This window comes from Phaeobacter sp. B1627 (assembly GCF_006265095.1).
Taxonomy (GTDB): Bacteria; Pseudomonadota; Alphaproteobacteria; order Rhodobacterales; family Rhodobacteraceae; genus Epibacterium.
On sequence record NZ_VCNK01000108.1, the window covers coordinates 1 to 405 of the forward strand.

Annotated in this window: 1 protein-coding gene; it reads right to left on the reverse strand. The window is 54.3% G+C overall.

The window, feature by feature from the left end; genetic code table 11:
- Positions 1–88: 88 nt before the first annotated feature.
- Positions 89–352, reverse strand: coding sequence for a recombinase family protein (locus tag FGE21_RS19880; RefSeq protein WP_255731681.1), 264 nt, complete (start codon positions 350–352; stop codon positions 89–91).
- Between the last annotated feature and the right edge of the window lie 53 nt (positions 353–405).

Genomic DNA, 405 nt, shown 5'->3' on the forward strand with positions numbered 1-405 from the left:
TCAGCGATCAACTCTTACTCGATCACGGCGGCCATAGCTGCAACGGATTGCTCTGAATCCAAAGGCGCGAGAAACACGCCGTTGGAAATCATTCATGCCCTACCCTATCGAGCAGCCAGACCGTCAGCACATCGCCTTCGTTCAGAGACTTCACCAGCTTGTCGAGTTTTGGACGTTTCTTGGCAGCTCCCGATACCTTATCGACGGTGATTTTATCGCAGCCCGCCGCCTTCAGGGCATCACGTTGCAGACTGGCAGCCTGATCCGAAGTTGAGACACGCGCATAACCGAATTTCATGCGGGTATTTTGCGGGCAGGGTTTTGCGGCAGCCAAGCCCTTGAAATCATTCACCCGCGGAAAGCGTTGCAAAACCGTTCGGTTTTAGGGTCAGGACTCCTAGCCAG